15 protein-coding genes, 1 other RNA gene and 4 pseudogenes are annotated in these 19,411 nt (G+C 62.1%); 10 read left to right on the plus strand and 10 right to left on the minus strand.

The genetic code is table 11. The annotated features are described in order from the left end of the window. Positions 1 to 9: 9 nt before the first annotated feature. Positions 10 to 1,936, minus strand: a pseudogene (locus tag ACFQAU_RS06305) (extracellular solute-binding protein). A 265-nt stretch (positions 1,937 to 2,201) separates the two neighbouring features. Between ACFQAU_RS06305 and ACFQAU_RS06310 the strand changes: the two are divergent. Then, positions 2,202 to 3,455: a GAF domain-containing sensor histidine kinase gene (locus ACFQAU_RS06310; RefSeq protein WP_132443776.1), complete on the plus strand. Its 1,254-nt coding sequence runs from the start codon at positions 2,202 to 2,204 to the stop codon at positions 3,453 to 3,455. 44 nt (positions 3,456 to 3,499) lie between these two features. Here ACFQAU_RS06310 and ACFQAU_RS06315 read toward each other — a convergent pair whose 3' ends face one another. Both ACFQAU_RS06315 and ACFQAU_RS06320 read right to left on the minus strand, forming a co-directional pair. Continuing rightward, a complete protein-coding gene (locus ACFQAU_RS06315; protein WP_132443777.1) occupies positions 3,500 to 4,321 on the minus strand; it encodes an alpha/beta fold hydrolase in 822 nt (273 codons plus the stop codon). A 124-nt stretch (positions 4,322 to 4,445) separates the two neighbouring features. Then, positions 4,446 to 4,945, minus strand: a pseudogene (locus ACFQAU_RS06320) (c-type cytochrome). Between the two features lie 154 nt (positions 4,946 to 5,099). On the opposite strand from ACFQAU_RS06320, the pseudogene ACFQAU_RS06325 reads away from it, so the two are divergent. Next, a pseudogene (locus ACFQAU_RS06325) lies at positions 5,100 to 5,956 on the plus strand (prephenate dehydratase). Positions 5,957 to 5,971: 15 nt separating this feature from the next. On the opposite strand, the gene ACFQAU_RS06330 reads toward ACFQAU_RS06325, so the two are convergent. Then, positions 5,972 to 6,445, minus strand: coding sequence for an SRPBCC family protein (locus ACFQAU_RS06330; RefSeq protein ID WP_067624890.1), 474 nt, complete (start codon positions 6,443 to 6,445; stop codon positions 5,972 to 5,974). 72 nt (positions 6,446 to 6,517) lie between these two features. After that, positions 6,518 to 7,485: pseudogene (gene nudC / locus ACFQAU_RS06335) on the minus strand (NAD(+) diphosphatase). Positions 7,486 to 7,536: 51 nt separating this feature from the next. Between nudC and ACFQAU_RS06340 the strand changes: the two are divergent. The 3 genes from ACFQAU_RS06340 (at position 7,537) to ffs (ending at position 9,625) form a co-directional block, all read left to right on the plus strand. Further along, entirely contained in the window at positions 7,537 to 8,772 is a 1,236-nt protein-coding gene (locus tag ACFQAU_RS06340; protein ID WP_386281237.1) for a metallophosphoesterase, read from the plus strand. Positions 8,773 to 8,914: 142 nt separating this feature from the next. Then, entirely contained in the window at positions 8,915 to 9,415 is a 501-nt protein-coding gene (locus ACFQAU_RS06345) for a 5'-nucleotidase C-terminal domain-containing protein (protein ID WP_386281240.1), read from the plus strand. Positions 9,416 to 9,527: 112 nt separating this feature from the next. Continuing rightward, positions 9,528 to 9,625, plus strand: an RNA gene (gene ffs, locus ACFQAU_RS06350) — signal recognition particle sRNA small type. A 171-nt stretch (positions 9,626 to 9,796) separates the two neighbouring features. Here ffs and ypfJ read toward each other — a convergent pair. Further along, positions 9,797 to 10,630, minus strand: a complete 834-nt coding sequence (gene ypfJ / locus ACFQAU_RS06355) for a KPN_02809 family neutral zinc metallopeptidase (protein WP_067624885.1) — start codon at positions 10,628 to 10,630, stop codon at positions 9,797 to 9,799. Between the two features lie 63 nt (positions 10,631 to 10,693). Between ypfJ and ACFQAU_RS06360 the strand changes: the two genes are divergently transcribed. The 4 genes from ACFQAU_RS06360 (at position 10,694) to recR (ending at position 13,945) form a co-directional block, all read left to right on the plus strand. After that, positions 10,694 to 11,056: a YidH family protein gene (locus tag ACFQAU_RS06360; RefSeq protein WP_067624882.1), complete on the plus strand. Its 363-nt coding sequence runs from the start codon at positions 10,694 to 10,696 to the stop codon at positions 11,054 to 11,056. Positions 11,057 to 11,133: 77 nt separating this feature from the next. Next, on the plus strand, positions 11,134 to 12,897 hold the full coding sequence (locus tag ACFQAU_RS06365; RefSeq protein WP_132443781.1) for a DNA polymerase III subunit gamma/tau: 1,764 nt from the start codon (positions 11,134 to 11,136) through the stop codon (positions 12,895 to 12,897). 51 nt (positions 12,898 to 12,948) lie between these two features. Further along, on the plus strand, positions 12,949 to 13,293 hold the full coding sequence (locus ACFQAU_RS06370) for a YbaB/EbfC family nucleoid-associated protein (protein ID WP_067624876.1): 345 nt from the start codon (positions 12,949 to 12,951) through the stop codon (positions 13,291 to 13,293). A gap of 58 nt (positions 13,294 to 13,351) precedes the next feature. Beyond that, complete coding sequence (recR, locus tag ACFQAU_RS06375) at positions 13,352 to 13,945, plus strand: recombination mediator RecR (RefSeq protein ID WP_132443782.1); 594 nt, start codon at positions 13,352 to 13,354, stop codon at positions 13,943 to 13,945. A 115-nt stretch (positions 13,946 to 14,060) separates the two neighbouring features. On the opposite strand, the gene ACFQAU_RS06380 is transcribed toward recR, so the two are convergent. The 3 genes from ACFQAU_RS06380 to ACFQAU_RS06390 form a co-directional block, all read right to left on the minus strand. Next, on the minus strand, positions 14,061 to 15,239 hold the full coding sequence (locus ACFQAU_RS06380; protein WP_132443783.1) for a type III PLP-dependent enzyme: 1,179 nt from the start codon (positions 15,237 to 15,239) through the stop codon (positions 14,061 to 14,063). A 186-nt stretch (positions 15,240 to 15,425) separates the two neighbouring features. Then, positions 15,426 to 16,547 (minus strand): endonuclease/exonuclease/phosphatase family protein, encoded by a 1,122-nt coding sequence (locus ACFQAU_RS06385; protein ID WP_132443784.1) that lies wholly within the window; start codon positions 16,545 to 16,547, stop codon positions 15,426 to 15,428. Positions 16,548 to 16,666: 119 nt separating this feature from the next. Then, positions 16,667 to 17,446 carry a DUF1013 domain-containing protein gene (locus ACFQAU_RS06390; RefSeq protein WP_132443785.1) on the minus strand — a complete coding sequence of 260 codons (780 nt, stop codon included), beginning with the start codon at positions 17,444 to 17,446 and terminating at the stop codon, positions 16,667 to 16,669. A 123-nt stretch (positions 17,447 to 17,569) separates the two neighbouring features. Between ACFQAU_RS06390 and ACFQAU_RS06395 the strand changes: the two genes are divergently transcribed. Next, positions 17,570 to 18,214 (plus strand): ribonuclease T2 family protein, encoded by a 645-nt coding sequence (locus tag ACFQAU_RS06395; protein ID WP_132443786.1) that lies wholly within the window; start codon positions 17,570 to 17,572, stop codon positions 18,212 to 18,214. A 162-nt stretch (positions 18,215 to 18,376) separates the two neighbouring features. Here the strand turns inward: ACFQAU_RS06395 and ACFQAU_RS06400 are convergent, their stop codons facing one another. Next, a complete protein-coding gene (locus ACFQAU_RS06400) occupies positions 18,377 to 19,387 on the minus strand; it encodes an NAD(P)H-quinone oxidoreductase (protein ID WP_067624857.1) in 1,011 nt (336 codons plus the stop codon). Between the last annotated feature and the right edge of the window lie 24 nt (positions 19,388 to 19,411).

Consider the following 19,411-nt stretch of genomic DNA (forward strand, 5'->3'; position numbering starts at 1 on the left):
GTGGTCGCTTTACCGCAAGGCGCCGGAGGCGCGCAATTGCTGCGCGCGGTCTTCGTCATACCACCAGAAATCGAGGTAGCCCAAAGCATAGGACGGAATCTCGGGGTGGTCGTATTGGTCGTAATAGGCAACCCAATAGCTGTCGTTGTACCATGTGGGGATCATAAAGAATTCATGCCGCAGCGCCCGATCCAGCGCCATCAGAGCCGCATCTTCGTCCTCTGCCGTTTCGGCATCGAGCGAGGCTTCGATGATCGCGTCGACCAGCGGGCTGGCAAGCCCTGCGGGATTGAACAGCGAAAATTCCGCCGCCTCGGACCCGTAGCGCTGCGACAGACCGGTGCCGGTGCCAAGGAAGGCGGCATAGGCGTCATAGATCATGTCATAGTCGCGGTCCCGCTCACGGGCGGTGTATTGCGAACTGTCCACCTTCTCCAGCCGCGCGTCGATGCCGATGGATTGCAGGTTGCCCACAAAATTTTCGATCACCGCCGAAATCGTCGGCGACCCGGCGGAGTTCATCAGGAAGTTCAGCCGCAGGGGTTCGCCCGCCTCATTGACACGCATGCCGTTCTGCACGGTCCAACCCGCATCCTCCAACAGCTTGGAAGCCTGCCGCGCGTTGCGGCGGTCCAACAGGCGGCTGGGGTCTGAGGAATGCGGCACCACGGCAGGCGCGCTCAACAGCTCCCCCGGCACCAGATCGCCAAGGCTTTCCAGAAGCGCCAGTTCCGCCCCTCGGGCGCGGCCCCGGCCATCAGCGGCGTGTCTTGCGTGAACGAGGCGCGGTGGCTGAAGAGCCCGTATTGCAGCGACTCGTTGGTCCATTCAAAGTTGAACATCAGTGCCACAGCCTCGCGCACACGGCGGTCCTGCAGCGTCTCGCGGCCGAGGTTAAAGATGATGCCCGAAGGCGTGGGAGGCGAGCCGTCGGGCAGCTCGGCCTTGACGATGTCGCCGTCACTCACCTTGGAGAAGTCGTAGCCTGTGGCCCATTTCTTGGAATCCCCTTCGGCGCGGAAGGTGTATTCGCCCGCCTTGAACGCCTCAAAGGCCGAAGTGTCGTCGCTGAAAATCTCCAGCCGGATGCGGTCGAAATTCATGCGGCCACGGTTGATCGGCAAGTCCTTGCCCCAGTAGTCGGGGTTGCGTTTCAGCACGATGCGCTTGGTCAGATCGACGCTTTCGACCATATAGGCGCCCGATCCGGGGGCGGGTCCATCCAGCTGTCTTTAAGGGTGTTGCCGGTTTCCTCGAACCAATGTTTCGGCCATGCGGGCACGCCGCCTACCGTCTCGATCAGGCTGCGGCGGGAGATACCGTCGGCAAAGTGGAATTTCACCGTATGATCGTCCAGCGCTTCAACCTTGGGGATGCGCTTGCGCACCGCGTCTGCATAGGATTTCAGGCCCTCGTCCAAGAGCAGGTTGTGCGAGAACACGATGTCATGCGCGGTCACCGGCGAGCCGTCCGAAAACGTCGCCTCGGGGCGCATGTGGAAGGTCACCCAAGACTTGTCCTCGGGGTACTCAAGACTTTCGCACAGTAGGCAGTAGCTTTCGCCATAGACATCCGCCGGCAGCGGCTCACCCGAAGGGGCCTCGCCCAGCAGGCTTTCAAACCCGAAGATCGAGAACAGATGCGCACGGCCCTTGCCGGAATAGGGGTTCATCGAATCCAGCGTGCCCACGAAGGGGATCGAGATTTCCCCGCCCTTGGGTGCATCGGGGTTCACATAGTTAAAATGCTCGAAATCCGCCGGGTAGGTCAGATCGCCATAAAAAGAATAGCCATGGCTTTTGATGACCTCTTGCTCCTGCGCCGCGGCGGCACCGGCCAACAGGGCCGCCACCATCAGCGTCAGCGTCGCGAGCCAGAGCGGCAGGTCATCAAAGACCGAAGGGCGGGTCGCGGCGCGGGTCTGGGCACGGGGCATAGGTCACTCCTTGGCGTGGCATAGTCCGGGTAGGCGTCATCTAGGCTAACGCTGTGAGATGCCAAGATACAAGTTGCGAATATGTAAGGTTGCCCTGCACGGGCGGTCCGCCGCGGAGGTTGCCCCATCGAAGGGCGATTTCCCCCGCTTCCGCTCGCGAGAATGTGTAGCCCGACGCCCGGGAACTTCGCAGGCCAGCCGATTTCTCGCCCCAAAATTAACAGATTCTTCACTCAAATTAACGATGCGTAAACTGGAGCAGACGATGAGAACCTACCCGATTCCCTTTAACGAAGAAGCCCGCTTGCGCGCCGTTTTTGATGTGCCCGGCCTCACGGCCGAGAACGAAGCTTTGTTCGACACTATCTGCGAGGCCACCCGCCGTCTGCTTGACTGTCCGATTGCACATATCAGCGTCGTGGAGGCCGATACCCAATGGTACAAATCCGTGGTCGGCTACCCGCTGGAACCGATGCCGAAGGACACCGGGTTTTGCAGCCATACGATCATGTCGGACGTGCCACTGGTGGTGCCCGACCTCAGCAAAGACCCCCGATTTGAGCGCCACCCCATGGTTGCCAAGGGCGGACCCGAGGCGCGCTATTACTGCGGCGTGCCGCTGATCCTGTCCTCGGGCCACCGCTTTGGCAGCCTCTGCGCGCTGGACCTGCAACCGCACGAACAGCCCTCCGAGAAACAGATCGCCCTGTTGGAAGACCTTGGCCGTATGGTCGTCGCGGCGCTTGAGCGCAGCCAGCCGAACGCCCCTGAGCTAAAGGCCGACACCAGCGCCGAATCCACATTTTTAACGCTGGTGGGTCACGAACTGCGAACACCGCTCACGGTTCTCTTCGGCAGCCTGCGCATGTTGGAGGCCAAAGCCGAACAAGGGGTTAATCCGCTGCTGATTCGCTCTGCCCGGCGGTCTGTCGACCACCTCAGCGCGTTGATCGAGACGATCATTTCCTATAGCAATGTCAGCACCGGAGAGCTGCGCCTGAACGAGCGGAAATGCAATCTGAACGATCTTTTACAATCGGTTTCGGCCCTGCATTTCGCCACCACAGATGCGACCACGAAAACCATCACTCTGCGCGACAGCCTGCCGCTTGAGGAAATGCACATAGATGGCGACCAGATCGAATTGGCGGTGACGGCCTTGGTGCTGAACTCGGTGCTGCACGGGGGCAGTGAGATCGCGCTAGGGACGTTCAAAGACGCCGAGGGCAATATCGAGATTTCGATCGCCGACAATGGCTCTTTTGACGATCACGTCGACCTTGCCGAGCTTTACAAACCCTTTGTCGTCGGCGGCATGATGGACCATCGCAGCACCAAGGGCGGGCTGGGCCTTGGCCTGCCGCTGACCCGCAAGCTGATCGAAATGCACGGCGGGGATTTCGAGGTGCATGTAGAGGCGGGCCGCAGCCGCGCCGTGATCCGCCTGCCCGCGTGGCGCTGCGACATCGGCGGGATCGCCGCGGCAAACGTCGCCGCCCCGGTGATCGCGGCTCAGTAATTTTGAAGCGCGGGGAGCGCACTATGCCGCGCCCCGCTCTTTGCTCAGGCTCCGTCGACCGTGCGGATCAATGCGTTGATCTCTTCCGCCAATAGGTCCGGGTGATCCTCAGGCGTGAAGTGTTTGCCCCCTGCAATCCGCCGCAGCGGTGCATTCAGATCTTTCGCAAGCCGCTCCCCATATTCGAGCTTTTGAAACTCATCGGCCGCGCCCCAAACGATCCGAGCGGGGATGTTGAGCGTGGGCAGCTTATCCGCGATGGCCTGGGTGTCTTCCACATCCAGCGACTGCGCCTGCCGGACAAAGGCTTCGGCCTCTCCATGTTGGGCGTAATGCGGGGCGTGGGCGTCAAAGGCAGCCTCGGCGGCGGCGTCGGTCTCATGCCCCTTGGAGAACATCATCTTCAGCAACTGGTGGAACGACCCATCGGGCGCATGTTTCGCCACGCCGCCAGTCTTGGCCACGGCGCTGACCAGCGGCACGGGCCATGAATCATAGCTGATCGCATTCGTCAAAAGCAGCCCGCTGACCATTTCAGGATGACGCACCGCCGCAATTTGCGCGACACCGCCGCCAAGGTCATGTGCGGCAAGGATCGCACGCGAGATGCCCTGATCGCGCATCCAAGCGACCAGATAGTCCGCTTGGGCCGAGACCGAAATATCACGCCCTTCGCCCTGCGGGATCGAGGCACCATACCCCGGCATTTCCCAAGCGAGCACCCGGCGCCCGGTGACCTTCGGGGCGACATCCCGCCAAAGCGCGGGGCATGTGGGAATACCGTGAAGCAGGATGACAGGATCACCCGCCCCCGTCTCTTCCCAACACATTTCGATCCCATTGACCGTGGTTGTATGACTTTGCATGTCGCGTCTCCTTTCGGTGTGGACGTTTCATGGCCCAACACCCGCATGAAGAAGACGTTCCGCCGCGCCCAAACGCAAAAGCCGCCCCAGAGGGCGGCTTTCACTCACGCAATGCAGCGTGGAATTAGTTGGAAACGCTTTGTAGGTAAGCGATCACGTCAGCGCGGTCTTCGACTTTACGCAGACCGGCGAAACCCATGGTGGTGCCGGGGGCATAGCCTTTGGGGCTCGTGAGGAAGGCGCTCAGCTCTTCCGGGGTCCATGCACCTTCGAGCGAGGTCAGAGCGCCGGAATACCCGAAACCGTCAACCGAGGCGATATCGCGGTCGACCACACCGTCAAGGTGCGGACCAACGGCGTTGGAGCCGTCGACCTTGTGGCACGCGGCGCATTTGCGGAACACTTTAGAGCCGCTGTCGGCATCGCCTTCGGCCATCACGGCGGTAAAGTCGATCTCTTCGCCGCCTTCGTCACCACCGGCATCGGCCACTTCGATCACATAGGACGCTTCCCCATGTGCATCGGCGTGGTAAATCTCTTCCCCGCCCATTTGCCCAGCAGAAGTACCAACCAGGCGCCGAATACGCCGGCTGCGATTTTGGTCAGGGTCATTGTATCGAACATGCGTCAGGGTCCATCACTTGGTATTGGCACCATGGGCGGGCCATGGTTCTTGGCATCGTTGCCCGCGTATCTATTGCTTTCCCTTGGCGCAGGCAAGGTGTAGTTACCGCGACCAATTGCCCTTCTCCGCGCCTTTTGCAGCAGGATACGATCCATGACCGCCCAGACCACGCCGCGCATCGCCTTCCAAGGGGCCCTTGGCGCCTATAGTCACGAGGCCTGCCTTCAAGCCTGCCCCGACATGGAACCGGTGCCCTGCCAGTCGTTCGAAGGCGTGATCCGCGCCGTAAATGAAGGGCGCGCCGAACTGGCGATGCTGCCGGTGGAGAACACGACCTATGGCCGTGTGGCCGATATCCACCGCCTGCTGCCGGAAAGCGGACTGCATATCATCGGCGAAGCTTTCGTTCGGGTGCGCATCGCTCTGATGGCCCGCCCCGGCGTGGCATTAAAAGACATCAAACACGTCCGCGCGCATCTGGTGCTGCTGCCGCAGGCGCGCAGTTTCTTGCAGCAACATGGGATCACCTCTGAACCCGCCGCCGATTCCGCCGGTGCCGCCGCCGAACTGGCCGCCACCGAGGGCTGCACCGATGGCGTTCTCGCCGGAGAGGTCGCGGCAGAGATCAACGGCCTGACCGTGCTGGCCCGCGATATTGAGGATATGGACCACAACACCACCCGCTTTCTGCTGATGGCGCCTGAGATCGACCTCTCCCGCCGGGCCGAGCGGATGCTGACCACCTTCGTCTTTGAAGTGCGCAACATCCCCGCCGCGCTTTACAAGGCGATGGGGGCTTTGCGACCAATGGGGTGAACATGACCAAGCTCGAAAGCTATATGGTCGGCGGGTCCTTCACCGCGACACAGTTCTACGCCGATATCGAGGGCCATCCCGAAGACCCGGCGGTGAAACGCGCGCTGGATGAATTGGGGTATTTCACCAATAAGCTGGAAATTCTCGGCGCCTACCCCGCCCATCCCGGCCGGGGCGCGCCGAGCGGGATGTAGGCTAGGCGCGCAGGCTCAGACTTTGACGCCGCGGGCGTGACGTTCTTCCATACCGCGGGCATATTCCGCCACGCGGTCCTTGTATTTCTTGGTTAGGGTCGTCTTGGCCAGCTTGAGCGATTGCACCCAAAGCCGCGCGGAAAGGGTCAGCGGCTTGATCTCAAGCGCTACCAACACGCGCGTGCTGTTGCGCGACAGGGGCATCAATTCAAACGACATTTGCCCCGCCAACCCCTGTGACATGCTGTCGATCACCATCTCGTTGGGCCGGTCGAAGGTCACCATCTCAAGCGTCAGCTCGCGCCGCTTGCCGCGCAGGGGGAAGACCGCGTTCCAAGTCATTCCCACACCGGGCTGATGCATCGTATCGGCGCGCTGCACCTCGGCACCGCGCCGCATGGCCGCCCGCTCAAAGCTCTCAAAATCGCACAACATGTCAAAGACCGCTTCGATCGGGGCTTCGACGTCTTCTTTGGTCGAGAATTTCATTCCGTCCGTTCCAATTCTTCTGCTCGCATTTGCCACCCCTGCCGCTTTGACCGGGCCTGTTAGGTCGGTGTATCAGGTCAGTGTATCCGCAAGCCAGTTTTCCAGCAAGAAATGCGCGATGGCCCCGCGACGGGCGGGCAGCAGACGCGGGTGACTTCCGGCAAAGACATCCATCATCTCTTCGCGGGTGACCCAAAGCGCGTCTTCGATCTCAACCGGGTCAACGGTCAGGTCGCGGCTCAGCGCTTCGCCAGCGCAGCCCAACATCAGCGAGGCCGGAAAGGGCCATGGCTGGCTGGAGAGGTAGCTCACCGCGCCGACCTGCACCCCTGCTTCTTCAAAAACCTCCCGCCGCACGGCGGCCTCTACCGTCTCTCCCGGTTCGACAAAGCCTGCCAGCAGGGAGTACATCCCCTCGGGCCAGCCGGGGAGCGGCCCATGAGAACGGAATTGCCATGGGTAATCAACATGATAACCACCGGATCGGTGCGCGGAAAATGCGCCCCTCCGCAATCGGGGCAGACGCGCTGCCACCCGCCCTGCGCCAGATCGGTGGCACAGCCGCAGCGCGCGCAATGGCGGTGCGTTTCGTGCCAACCGAGGATCGCCTTGCCGCTGGCAGCCAGTTCGGCATCGCGCGGGTCAAGCCATGTCATCACCCGCCGCAACTCGGCGAATGCCATGTCATCGCCCAGCAGTGGGTGCCGCTGTTCGCTGGGGTCAAGGAACGCCCCCAGTTGCGATTGGTCCAGATCGGCAGGCTGCCAGCCTGAGATATCGACAGCAAAGCGCGCGGCCCCGTCCTCACGGCCCAGCAAGATGGGCGCGGCAGCGGCCTCTTGCAGCGCCGGGTGATCCATCGCCAATCGGACCAAACCGGCAGGGCGTTCAGGCGCGATCAGGGGTTTGCCACGCCAAAAGACGATGGCGCGCGCCGCAGGGTCGGCGCGAAGCTGCGCCAACGCTTCCGGGTTGCCGCGTATCTCTCCCGCCCGATCAAGGGCCGAGCCTCCAAAGGTTACCGTCTCCGCGTGACGCATGGTGCTCTCCCGATACCGGCCCGATACAGGCTTTGTGCGTTTCGCCCAGCCATGCCACGGCGCAGGCGATATTGGCAATCCCAAGCCCCCTTGCCAGAGCGGTTGAAATCTGGTCATATCAAAACAGCTTTAGGTTGTGTAATTTTAACGAGTAATTCCCTTTACGGTGAACAAGCGCAGCACATATGTCACGGCCGGTGTCGTTCCCCCCGAGGGGGCACCCCGGTCGGGGCACGTCTGCGCATATTGGCCACGACTGATTTGCACATGCAGATCGTGGGCCATGATTATGTGGGCGACCGTTCGGTGGGGCACCATGGGCTGGCCGGGGTTGCCACGCTGATCCGCGCCGCCCGGCAAGAGGCCGCTGAACAGGGCGCGGCCTGTCTCTTGCTCGACAATGGTGATCTGTTGCAGGGCAATGCCTTGGGCGACCAACTCGCCCAGATGCCGGTCACCCCCACGCATCCGCTTGTCGCCTGTGTAAACCATCTGCGATATGATGGCTTGGGCTTGGGCAATCACGACCTTGATCATGGTCTGCCCTATCTGCGCGCCGTGGCGGGCGCGATTGATATGCCGCTGATCTCAACCAATCTGCATCTGACCGATCCCGGCCCCCTGCGCCGCTGGGCCGTTGTGTCATGCCTGCTGCCCGCTGTTGGGGGGCATCCCTCCTCTACGCTGCAGGTTGGCCTGCTTTCCGTTCTGCCGGGCCGCACGGCGATTTGGAACCGCGAGGTCTTGGAAGACGCGGCTGAGATCGTCAGCCCCCTCGAAAGCCTGCGCAGCGCCGCCCTGACGCTGCGGGCAGAGGGGGCCGACCTGACCGTGCTGCTGGCCCATATGGGCATCCCCCAAAAAGGAGAGATCGCCGCCGAAGAAGACATCTGCGCCTTGGCTCAGATCGAAGGGATCGACGCCGTAATCACCGGCCACACCCACCTTCGGTTTCCCGGCGCGGACCACGGCCCGCGCAAGGGGGTCGACACGCAGGCAGGCACCCTGTCCAACCGACCGGCGGCAATGCCGGGGTTTGGCGGGTCCGATTTGGCGGTGCTGGATTTGGCCCTTGAACGGGACGCACGGGGGGCTGGCGGGTGTCGCAGCATCACAGCCACCTGCGCGACAACAGCGCGCAAACGCTGGCCGACCCCGTGGTGCTCAGTGCCGCGCGGATCAGCCACATTGGCACCCGCAAGCATCTGGAAGAGGTGGTCGGCCACACCGGGACGGCGCTGCACAACTACTTTGCCCTTGCCATGCCCACCCCCATCGACGCGCTGACCGCCCGTGCGCAGGCCGAGGTGATACGCATAGGCGTGGCGGGCACGGCGGACAGCGCATTGCCCATCCTCGCGGCCACGGCGGCACATACGGCGGGCGGGCGTGGCGGGCCCGAGCATTTTTTGCACATCCCCCCGGTGCGGTGCAGCGCCGCCATATCGCCGGGCTGGTTCCTTATCAAAACGCGGTCTGGGCGCTACGTATCACGGGGGCTGACCTCCGGCGACGGCTGGAAAAAGCGGCCGAGGTTTTCGCCCCGCTTGGCAGTGCGACAGGTCCGCTTCTCGATCCCTGCCGCCCGCCTTTTCACTGCGATACGATCTACGGCGTGACCTATGCAATCGACCCCCACCGCCCCCGTGGGGCGCGCATCACGGCGCTGTCGTGGCAGGGGGTCCTGTCGAGCCGGACCAACGGTTTCTATTGGCAACCAACCAGTTTCGCGCAGCGGGCGGCGGCGGATTTGACCGTGCACCCATCGCAAATGTCGCCCTGCGCAGCCCCTGCCCCTGACCGAGGCGCTGATCGCCGCCCTCGCGCCGAGCCCAGACCACCCATGGTCCAGCGCTCACCCATGGCACTTCGATGCGACCGGAGCGCAAGCGGTCCACTATACCTCACCGGGCGCGCTGCCCTTTCTTAATGATATCGCGCATCTGTCGCCCGATCCCCGCGGAATAACGGCATCGGGCTTCGCCCAGATCTGGATCCGCTTGTGAGGCTTGCACTTCGATCCTCCCCTCCTATATGGGCCTTGAGAGGTTGGTGCGGGCAAGCGCCTCGCCAACCCGGTCAGATCCGGAAGGAAGCAGCCGTAACGAGCCCCGCTTGGGTCGTTATCAGCCTCTCACCACCGTCGCATTGTGCAGCAATGCGACGCCCCGGCAGTCGCTCCGCAGGAACGATGAAAGGGGTAGATTCTCCAAAGAAATTGTCGCGGTTGAGAGATAACAGGCCCGCCGACATGCCCCGCCTGCGGGCACCACGGGCATCGCCCCCTAGGGAGGGCGCCGCCCACATCATCTTACAGCCGATCCGCCTCAAATGTATCACAGGCCGCGATCTCGCCGCTCTCAAAGCCCCGTTCGAACCAACGCGCGCGTTGCTCTGACGTGCCATGGGTAAAGGTATGCGGCTGTGGCACCTGACCGGCCTGCCGTTGCAAATGGTCATCCCCGATCATCCGCGCCGCATTCAAGGCTTCCTGAAGATCGCCCTTTTCCATCAACCCTTCGACGTTCGACGCCCAGATCCCCGAAAAACAATCGGCCATCAGCTCAAGCCGCACGGTCAGGGCATTCGCCTCAACCTGAGAGGACTGCTGCCGCATCCGAGCCACCTGCGGCAAGACGCCGATCTCATTCTGCACATGGTGGGCGACCTCATGTGCGATCACATAGGCTGCCGCGAAATCGCCCTCGGCCCCAAGACGCTGGTCCAGCGTGCGGAAAAAGGCGGTGTCGAGATAGGCCATGTTATCCGCCGGGCAGTAAAAGGGGCCGGTTGCGCCGGAGGCACCGCCACAGGCGCTTTGGGTGACGTTTTCGAACACGACAAGCTTGGGCGGCGTATAGGTTTCCCCCAATTGCTCTTGGAAAATCCGGCTCCAGACCTGTTCTGTCGTGGTCAGCACGCGGGCGGCGAAATCGACTTGCGGGTCTTCGCTGTCGCTCAGCGGGCGGGACTGCTGGACCTGACCGCCGCCTTGGCCGGTCAATAGCGGGGTCACGTCGATGCCGGTGAAATATCCAATGGCCATAACCGCCAGAACGCCCACCAAACCAAGTCCGCCCGCCTTACCGGCCCCTCCGCTACGGCGAATGACATTCTTGCTCCGCCCAATTCCCCGCAAACGCATTTACCGTCCCCCGCTATGTCAAAGTTTATTGCCACATGAACGCGCAACGAGCAGATTGGTTCAATGAAGGATAAAAACGATCTCGCTGAAAGCCGCACCGATTGGGCCGAGGACCGCACGATTCTGGCCAATGAGCGCACCTTTGCGGGCTGGATGCGTACCGGCATGGCCTGTGTGGCCGTGGCGATTGGTCTGCGTGCCGTCTTTGGTGAGTTTGAGCCGACATGGGTGGCCAAGGCTGTGGCCTCGGTCTTCATCATAGCCGCGCTCTATGTCTATTGGGCGGCACAGGCGTCGGCGGCGAAAACCCAAAAGCGACTGAGCGACCATCACGCCAACGCCCAGCCCAACAGTCGCATGAAAATTCTGGCCGCCATCCTTGCGGTTGCCTCAACCGGCGTCGGCGCGATCCTTTGGATGCTCTGAGCATCCCGCAAGCACGGTAGACGCCACGGCGCGGAGCGCCTAGTTTACGGCCTTGACCGAATCCGATCTGGGGCACCATGACAGATACATCCGCCTACCGCGTTCTGGCCCGCAAATACCGGCCCGAAACCTTTGCCGATCTTGTCGGCCAAGACGCCATGGTGCGCACGCTCAAGAACGCTTTTGCCGCCGACCGGATCGCGCAGGCCTTTGTGATGACGGGCATCCGCGGCACCGGCAAGACGACCACCGCGCGGATCATCGCCAAGGGGATGAACTGCATCGGGCCAGACGGCAACGGCGGGCCGACGACTGATCCTTGCGGCGTCTGCGAACACTGCACCGCGATCATGGAAGGCCGCCACGTTGATGTGATGGAGATGGACGCCGCGTCGAACACCGGCGTTGCCAACATCCGCGAGATCATTGATTCGGTGCATTACCGCGCCGCCTCGGCCCGCTACAAAGTCTACATCATCGACGAAGTGCACATGCTCTCGACCGGTGCGTTCAACGCGCTGCTGAAGACGCTGGAAGAGCCGCCCGAACACGTCAAATTCATCTTTGCCACCACCGAGATCCGCAAGGTGCCGGTGACGGTGCTGTCGCGCTGCCAACGCTTTGATCTGCGCCGGATTGAGCCCGAAGTGATGATCGCCCTGCTGCGCAAGATCGCGACGGCAGAAACTGCCGAGATCACCGACGACGCGCTGGCGCTGATCACCCGCGCCGCCGAAGGCTCCGCCCGCGACGCGACCTCGCTGCTGGATCAAGCGATCAGCCACGGCGCGGGCGAGACGGGCGCCGAACAGGTGCGCGCCATGCTGGGTCTGGCGGACCGAGGCCGGGTGCTGGACCTATTCGACATGGTGCTGCGCGGCGATGCGGCAGCGGCGCTAACGGAACTCAGCGGCCAATACGCCGATGGGGCAGACCCGATGGCCGTGCTACGCGATCTGGCCGAGATCACCCATTGGGTGTCGGTCGTGAAGATCACGCCTGATGCCGCCGAAGGCCCCACAATCGCCCCCGAAGAACGCACCCGTGGCCAGCAAATGGCCGAGACCCTGCCGATGCGCGTGCTGACGCGGCTGTGGCAAATGCTGCTGAAAGCGCTGGATGAAGTGGCCGCCGCCCCCAACGCGATGATGGCCGCCGAAATGGCCGTGATCCGCCTGACCCATGTGGCCGATCTGCCCTCGCCCGAAGAACTGGTGCGCAAGCTGCAAAACAGCACGCCACCCCCGGCCCCCGGCCCCGTCGGTGGTGGCGGTGGCGGCGGCAATGGCGCGCCCCAAGGCAGCACCGGCGCGCAGGCCGTGCAACACGCCCAGCAGCGCATGGCGTCGAACCCCGGCCCGCAGGGGCAGAGCACCGCCTTGGCGCAAGACCTGAACGCCGCGCTGGCCCGCTTCCCGACATTCGAACATGTGGTTGAGCTGATCCGCGTGAACCGCGATGTGAAACTGCTGGTCGAGGTCGAAACCTGCCTGCAACTGGCCGCCTATCAGCCCGGCCGCATCGAATTCGTCCCCACCGACGACGCCCCGCGCGATCTGGCGCAACGGCTGGGGCAAAAGCTGCAACTCTGGACCGGCAATCGCTGGGCGGTGTCGCTGGTCAACGAGGGCGGTGCCGAAACCATCGCGCAAATCCGTGATGCGCGCGAACTGGCGCTCAAGAAACAGGCCGAAGAACATCCGATGATGCAGGCCGTGTTGGCACAGTTCCCCAAGGCCCGCATCACCGCGATCCGCACCCCCGAAGACATCGCCGCCGCCGCCACGGCAGAGGCGCTGCCAGAGGTCGAAGACGAATGGGATCCGTTCGAGGACGGTTGATACCCCCACCTCACGCCACATATAAACGACAACACAACAAGGAGACCCCAGATGCTCAAGGGATTAGGCGGCCTCGGCGATATGGCCGGGATGATGAAGAAAGCTCAGGAAATGCAGGGCAAGATGGCCGAACTGCAAGAGGAGATGCACAACATCACCGTTGAGGGTGAATCCGGTGCGGGCCTCGTCAAAGCGACATGTTCTGCCAAAGGTGAGTTGAAGGGCCTCGATATCGACCCGTCGATCTTCAACAAAGACGAGAAAGAGGTCGTCGAAGACTTGATCCTCGCCGCCATCAAAGACGCGCAGAGCAAAGCCTCGGACCGTGCGCAGGCTGAGATGAGCAAGCTGACCGAAGGCATGGGCCTTCCTGCGGGCATGAAACTGCCCTTCTGACCTGATGGGGCGGAGTTGTTTCCGCCCCTCACCCCCAAAGTTTTTACAGGTGCCATCCTTGAGCTCTACCCGCGACATTGACGCCCTGATTGAGCTGATGGCGAAATTGCCCGGCCTTGGCCCCCGCTCGGCCCGGCGCGCGGTGCTGCACCTGATCCGCAAACGCGCGCTGTTGCTGACGCCCCTGTCCGACCTGATGCAGACCGTCGCCGCCACGGCGCGCGAATGCCTGAACTGCGGCAACGTGGGCACCGCTGATGTCTGCGACATCTGCACCTCTGAAAAACGCGCCAATGGCGAGCTTTGCGTGGTCGAGGATGTGGCCGACCTTTGGGCGATGGAACGGTCCGGCGTGTTCAAGGGCCGCTATCATGTGCTGGGCGGCACGCTCTCGGCGCTGGATGCCATCGGCCCGCAGGAATTGCGCATTCCGCGGCTGGTCGACCGGATCGATACTGAAAGCGTGACCGAAGTGATCCTCGCGCTCAACGCCACGATCGACGGGCAGACCACGGCGCATTACATCGCGGATCAGTTGGAGGATCGGGTGCGGCTCACCTCCCTCGCCCAAGGGGTGCCGATTGGCGGGGAACTTGATTACCTCGACGACGGGACGATCACCGCCGCGATGCAGGCGCGTAAGGCGCTTTAGGTCTCACCGGAATCAAAACCGCCTCAAAGCCCAGAATTAAAGATCAAAATCAAAGCGGGCCGCCCGCTCCTCCCAAAGCAGACGGCCCTTTTCCGTGGCGACGCAGATCGTGCTTTCAGAGCACGATCACATCAAGCGGCGGAAATCCATTGAACCCAACCGAACTGTAGGAACTTGTGTAGGCTCCGCAAGCGCGAATCATCACTTTATCGCCATCGCGGAGAGATAAAGGCAGATGAATTGGTCGTTTTTCGTAAAGGATGTCCGCCGAATCGCAAGACGGGCCAGCCAGAACGCAGGGTCCGGTCTCTTCGCCGTCATGCGAGGTGACGATTTGATAGCGAATCGCTTCGCCTTCAGTTTCGGCCAGCCCCGAGAAGCGCCCGATATCCAGATAGACCCAGCGGTGCAGATCGTCCGCGGATTTACGGCTCACCAGCATGACTTCGGCAGCGATATGACCCGCCTCTGCCACCAGACCACGGCCCGGCTCTGCCATCAATTGCGGTACGTCGCCGAACCGTGCTTTGACAGCTGAGATGACGGCCGCAGCATAGGCGCGCGGCGCTTCGATGCTTTCGCCGTAAAAGGCTGGGAAGCCACCGCCGAGGTTCAGCAGTTGAAGGTCATGGCCATCCGCACGGGCGGCATGCCACAGCGGCGCGACCTGATCCAGCACCGGGTTCCAGAACTCTGCTTTGCGGGTCTGCGAGCCGACGTGGAAGGACAGGCCGAAGGGCACGAGACCCACGGCAACCGCGTGGTTCAACAGCGCAGGCAGCGCAGAACCGGCACAGCCGAATTTGCGGCTGAGTGGCCAGTCTGCCATGGAGTTTTCAACGATCAGGCGCAGGTAGACCCGCGCGCCAGGTGCGTGGGCTGCGATCTTGTCGAGCTCGGCTTCGCTGTCGGCAGCGAACAGGGTCACCCCAGCGGAATGGGCGAAGGCGATGTCGGAGGCACGTTTGATGGTATTGCCGAAAGAGATGTTCTCAGGCTTCGCACCTTGGCTGAGGCAAAGTTCAATCTCGGCACGCGATGCCGCGTCAAAGCCAGAGCCTTTTTTGACCAGCAGACGGATGATTTCCGGCGCCGGGTTCGCCTTCACCGCGTAGTGGATATGCGCCTCGCCCAGACCGCTATGCAGCGCATCATATTGCGCGGCCACACGCTCGCGGCTGATGACAAGCGTCGGCTTGTCAAAGCTGTTGGCGGCAATATAGGCAGCGGCCGGATCGGCAAATGAATTGGATGCGGTGCGCAGTGCACCGGGTACTGTAGCGTTCATGGTCATCTCCAAAGAGCAGGTGGGGCTGGTTCCCCGCGTGTCGTTTCAAGAGACGTTACCGTCGCTACATAAACGCGGGTCAGTCAGAGTAGGAACTGACCGGCCAGAGGCGCGTGCGTTGGCGTCTGTAATGCGCCACATACGCCGTTTTAGGATTCGTACAAGGGGTAAAATTACCCGAGATGCAGATTGTTAGTTTTCCTCATCTTCCCAGTCACTGCCGATGGGGTCGCGGTCTCTTTTGCGTTCTTCTTTGATCATATCTTTGGTCTCCTGCTCCTCTTCTCGATCGGTTTCTTCGGGATCACTTTCGGCGGCTTCGGTCTGGGCCAGCGCCAAGACAAACCACATGGGGAAGTGATCCGAGCCGATCTTATCAAGCCGGTCCATCTCAAGCAGGCGGAACTGCGGGTCGTGGAACAGGTGATCGAGCGGCCAGCGCATCCACGGCATCGTCGCGCTAAAGGTGTTATACATGCCGCGCCCCACGCGCGGGTCCAACAGAGCAGAGAGCCGCTGGAACCGCCGCGTCGTCGTGGACCAAGCCACATCGTTCAGATCGCCCGACACCACGGCGGGCAGCGGATCTTTCTCGGCCTCAATCCCGACCAACGCGATTTCGCTGTCGCGCCCTTTGGTATCATGTTCGATCACAGGCGGTTCGGGGTGCACGACATAGAGGCGGAAATCCTCCCCCATCGGCAAATGCACCCGGGCGCGGATCGACGGCACGTCGCGCGTCACCAACTCCCGCACCTCAACCTCCGACAGCGACAGTTTCGACATCACGCAAAGGCCGTAGCCATTGTCGAGCGGCACGTCGATGCGGTGCTCGTAGTTCTTACCCAGCCCGGCATCCAGCGCATCAATCCAATCCTGATCCACTTCGATGGCCATGAAGATATCCGGCACCCGCGCCTCAACGAGGGCGATAAGCTTGCCATAGTCCCGGTTGGACTTCTTGACGTTAGCGGCCAGCAGACTGAAATGGCGGTCCGTCTCGCGGCGCAGCTCGGGCGAGGCGGCGAGAGATTGCTTGCGCCAAATTGGGGTGAACTTGGTGATATAAATCGCCTGAAGCGCTGCCACGCCCAGCATGAGTGCGATGCCAATCATGCCGTAAGTCGTTGTCGGCCCTTGGACCAGCGCGAAGGCGGCGGCCAGCAGCAGCGCCAGACCAAGGAATTGCTCACGTGGAAAGGCCAGCCCCCGGATCGCCCCAAAAGGCAGCTTACTCAGCGGCAGTAGGCTGCACAGTATCAGCAGCCCTGCCAGCCCCCAGATCATCCAGTCCAATGCCGTTTCCAAATCCATCCCCCGGCGCAAAGCGCCTTTTTAACAAAGAAAAACAGGGCGCCGAAGAATCCGACGCCCTGTCACTTTAACACATCCTTGTGGCGAAAGTTCCTTCCGCCACACCGCCCTGAAGGGGCTTAGCCCTTGGCCTTGTCTTCATCCTCGTCGTCTTCATCGGTGCTCTCTGGCAGCGAGAAGAAGCTGTCGGCGTCGGAGTAATCGCCCTTGGAATGATCCTCTTCCTCTTCGTCGTCCGTGCTGTTGCCGGAGAGGGTGAAGGTCTCCAGACCTTCGATGGCCGTGGGGATTTTGGGCTCGTTGTCCATGCCGAGGCTCTGCTCGGTCGACACTAGCTTGCGGCGCTCGTCGTCGTTCATCACTTCGCCCGCAGCGGCCTTTTTCGCGGCGGCCTTTTGCACGGCGGCGTCAAGCTCGGACTGTTTGCACAGGCCAAGGGCAACCGGGTCGATCGGCTGGATATTGGCGATGTTCCAATGCGTGCGCTCACGAATCGCTTGGATTGTCGGTTTGGTGGTGCCAACCAATTTGCTGACCTGACCATCGCTAAGCTCAGGGTGAAACTTGACCAGCCACAAGATCGACGCCGGACGGTCCTGACGTTTGCTGAGCGGCGTGTAACGCGGGCCACGGCGTTTCTCTTCACCTTCGGCAGCGGCGTTGAACTTGAGCTTCAGCTTGTGCAGCGGATTGTCCTGCGCCGCGTCGATCTCTTCTTGAGTGAGCTGGTTGTTGGCAACCGGATCAAAACCCTTCACGCCCTGCGCCACGTCGCCATCGGCGATGCCCTGCACTTCCAACTCATGCATGCCGACGAAATCAGCGATCTGCTTGAAGCTGATGGTGGTGTTGTCCACGAGCCAGACGGCGGTGGCTTTGGCCATAATCGGTTTTGCCATGTCACTCTCCTAAAAACGCAATTTTCCCGTCGCCTGAAAGGCTGTCCTGCTTGGCAGAACGGTCTTCATTGTCGGGGAAGTTGGCCGCTGTATACTGTCTCAAACATCATAAGGGAAGACCCAATGCGGCCACTGCGCGCCAGTCTGCTGATCCTCGGGCTGATCGCCCCCGTCCCCTCTCTGGCCGAGGGGGAACGTTCGGGTGAATTCGACTATTACGTCATGTCCCTGTCATGGTCGCCCAACTGGTGCGAATTGACGGGCGACGCGCGGCAGTCTGCGCAATGCGATGCGGATAAGGACCACGGCTGGACCCTACATGGGCTCTGGCCCCAGTTCACGCGCGGGTATCCGTCCTATTGCCAAAGCGGCCAGCGCCCGCCCAGCCGCGCACAGACCGGGGCGATGGCCGATATCATGGGCACCGGGGGCTTGGCATGGCATCAATGGAAGAAACACGGCTCTTGCAGCGGGCTGGACTCGGCGGATTATTTCGCCCTCTCGCGAGAGGCCTACGCCCGCATCAACCGCCCCGAGGTCTTTCGCAAGCTCGACCGCGCCGTTTCCCTGCCCGCCTCCGTGGTAGAGGAGGCATTTCTCAAGGCGAACCCCGACCTGACCGCACAGGGGATCACCATCACTTGCAAGCAAGGTCACATCCAAGAGGCGCGCATCTGTCTGTCTCGCAGTCTTGAGTTCATCCCCTGCGGGCCGGACGTTCGGCGGGACTGTACGCTTGATAACGCCCTGTTCACCCCTTTGCGCTAAACCCATCGGGGCGGGTAACTGGGCGAAAACGGAAGAGGCGTAATTTCCTCCCCCGCATTCAATGCCTTTCGGCTCTCTCTCCAACACGGGTGGCTAGCGTCCCGGCCACCCGTGCTATCAGTAAACGAATTAATGGTTAACAATTCGTTACTGATTCAAATTTTATTGGTCTGCCTCGGCGTCCAGCGCGCCACCGACCTTTAGAACGATCTTGCCGATATGGCCGCTGGCCTCCATCCGACGGTGCGCGTCATTCGCCTCGGACAGGTCATAGGTGCTGTCCATCACCGGGGCGACGCGGCCCTGCTCCAACAGGGGCCAGACGTTCTGCAAAAGCTCCTCTGCAATCCGCGCCTTGGCCAGATCGCTTTGCGGGCGCAGGGTCGATCCGGTCATGGTCAGGCGGCGGGTCATCAGCGTGACAAAGTTCACCTCCTGTTTGGCGCCCTGCAGGAAAGCGATCTGCACCAGCCTGCCATCTTCGGCCAAAGCCTTCAGATTGCGGTTGATATAGCTGCCCCCAACCATATCAAGGATCACATCCGCGCCGCCCTCGGCCTGCAGCACGTCAACGAAATCCGTATCCCGGTAGTTGATCGCCACTTCGGCACCCAGCTTCATGCAGGCCGTGCATTTGCTATCCGTCCCCGCGGTCACAAACACCCGCGCGCCCAAGATACGGGCCAGCTGGATCGCCGTCGTGCCGATGCCGGAAGAGCCACCGTGGATCAGCACTTTCTCCCCAGCCTTAAGCCCGCCCCGCATGAAGAGGTTGGACCAGACGGTAAAGAACGTCTCGGGAAGGCAGGCCGCTTCTTTCAGCCCCATGCCTTCGGGGATCGGCAGGCAATGCGCGGCGGGGGTGGCGACATATTCGGCATAGCCGCCGCCGGGCAGCAGGGCGCAGACCAGATCCCCCGGTGCCAGTGTCGTCACGCCGGGGCCGACCTCGACCACCTCGCCCGAGGCCTCCAGCCCCGGCAGATCGCTGGCGGTGGGCGGCGGCGCATATTTGCCCGCGCGTTGCAGCGCGTCGGGGCGGTTCACCCCGGCATAGGCGACCTTGATGATGACCTGCCCATGTTTCGGTTGGGGCCGCGGGCGGGTGGTGCCCTGAAGAACGTCCGGACCGCCGGGTTCGGTGATTTCGATTGCACGCATGGTCTCTGTCATGTCTGAAGTATCCTCGGGTCTGGT

The organism is Sulfitobacter profundi, assembly GCF_042661425.1.
Classification (GTDB): Bacteria; Pseudomonadota; Alphaproteobacteria; order Rhodobacterales; family Rhodobacteraceae; genus Sulfitobacter; species Sulfitobacter profundi.